A 1,940-nucleotide genomic window follows, 5' to 3' on the forward strand; every position below is an offset into this window, starting at 1 on the left:
AAGCGGCCCAGTTGATCCTGCAAGCACTTCAGGGTTGCTATCCAATCTTGCATGGTTTCCCCGTAAAAGGGCGCAAAAAACTCCACCTGATAGCGCAGCCGTTTGGTGGCCTTGCGCAGCTCGTGCAGTTGCTCAGCCTGGGCTTCCGTTGCGGGGAAAGCAGGGATCCGCCAGCCTGGCTGCAGCAGCCACTGGGCCAGCAGGGGAGTCAGCAAGTGGGGCAAGCTTTCCGGCAAAGGCAGCTCCGCCTGGGGCTTATAGCGGGGGTGAGCCAGCCACTGCTCGCAGGCAGCTTGAAACGCCAGGAAGTCAGCATCTTCAAGAATGCGGCGGGAGCGTTTCTCGGCTTGGGTTCGACGTTGCTGCAGATCTTGTTTTAGCTTCTCCAGTTCTGCCTGCTGGGCTGCCGGGATCCCTTCCCAGCAAGGTTCCTGCAGGATTTCCAGCAGCACGTCCAGATCCCGCTGCTTGCCCAAAGCACTGGCCAGCTTTTGCAGGCGTTTGGGCTTGAGAGGCTTGGGCAGCCGGACGGATCCCTGAAATACCTGCACCCAGGTGCCAATACGGCGCAGGGTCACCCGGATTTGGTGCAGAGACTCTGCCGCTTCTGGATGCTGGGTCAGAACTCGCTTTACGTGTTTCTGCAGCCGCTGCCATTGCTGGCTCAACAGTTGATGGGCTTGGAGGGCTAGGGAGGACGAAGACAAAGGGGAAAGTGAGATTGGGTTATGTTCACCCTTTTGCTCGTCAGCAGTCGCACCGGTGTCACCCGGCAACAGGGCATCCATAGACAAACCTCTCCTCTCCGAAGGCACAGCGAAGCAACTAAGAAGACAAAAACTCCCTACCCGAGGGGCGATCCAGCCCAACTTAACCTGGAAGGGGGTAAAGCAGTTTCGCTTCTTAACCTCTTTTTAACCTTAAGAGGGCAAGAGGGGGAAGGTAGTGACATACTCCCGACCCCGACTGCTGGCAGTACGGGGCGGGCTTTTCGCTTCAAAGGACTCCGTCCCGCAGAGGAAAGCAGGGAGCCTACGCAAGAACCCTCCACGTTCGGCGAAGCCGTGCCGTAGGCATACAGACAATGCCGTTTTGTACAGCCGAGTTGATTGTAGAACAACGACCGCCTTTCATCCCAACCCTCGTCCTACAGACAGAGGGCGGGGCTTCAAGGACTCCGTCCCGCTAGCGCGAACGGCGGCCTAGCTAAACGAGGCTTCACCACCGACCAAATCCGCGCAGCCACCTCTGCCGGGGATCCCTGGGCTGAAATGCGGACAATCCGCTGTGGTTCTGCGGCAGCCAGAGCCTGGAACCCTTGGTAGACGCGGCGGTGGAACTCCAGGTGTTCTTGTTCGAGCTTGTCGCAAGACCCTGTTATCGCTACGCGACGCTGTCGCGAACGCGCCAGCGGGCCGGAGGCCTTCCGCGCCAGCCCCACCTCTGGGGGGAGATCCAGCCACAGGGTGAGGTGCGGCTGCAACCCGCCGGTGGCTAAGTGGTTGAGCTGGCGGATCTTCTCCAAGTCCAGCCCCCGACCGTAGCCCTGGTAGGCCAGGGTGGAATCGGTAAAGCGGTCGCAAACCACCACCTGCCCTGCCGCCAGAGCCGGCGCGATGACTTTGCTCACGTGTTCAGCCCGATCCGCCGCGTACAGGAGCAACTCCGCCAGAGGGCTAAAGGGATCCCCGTGCAGCAACAGCTCCCGCAGCGTTTTGCCCAGCGCCGTGCCCCCCGGCTCGCGGGTACACAGGCAAGCGTAGCCTTCTTGGCGCAGCCGCTCAACCAAGAGGGCCTGTTGGGTGGTTTTGCCCACCCCTTCCCCGCCTTCTAGGGTGATGAACACACCGTCGTCCTGATACATTCAGGCTGAACTCTCCTGAACATGGTTCAGGAAAGAAGCGATCGCATCCTGCCTATCTCTGTTCGCGTCAGCGGGA

2 protein-coding genes are annotated in these 1,940 nt (G+C 60.4%); both read right to left on the bottom strand.

The genetic code is table 11. The features are described from left to right. A partial coding sequence (locus NW837_RS13810; RefSeq protein ID WP_414332179.1) for a CHAD domain-containing protein occupies positions 1-788 on the bottom strand: 788 nt, incomplete at its 3' end. Positions 789-1,168: 380 nt separating this feature from the next. Further along, a complete protein-coding gene (gene tmk / locus NW837_RS13815; protein WP_414332180.1) occupies positions 1,169-1,864 on the bottom strand; it encodes a dTMP kinase in 696 nt (231 codons plus the stop codon). Between the last annotated feature and the right edge of the window lie 76 nt (positions 1,865-1,940).

The sequence above is a fragment of the Synechococcus sp. R6-10 genome, from assembly GCF_047461815.1.
Lineage (GTDB): Bacteria > Cyanobacteriota > Cyanobacteriia > Thermostichales > Thermostichaceae > Thermostichus.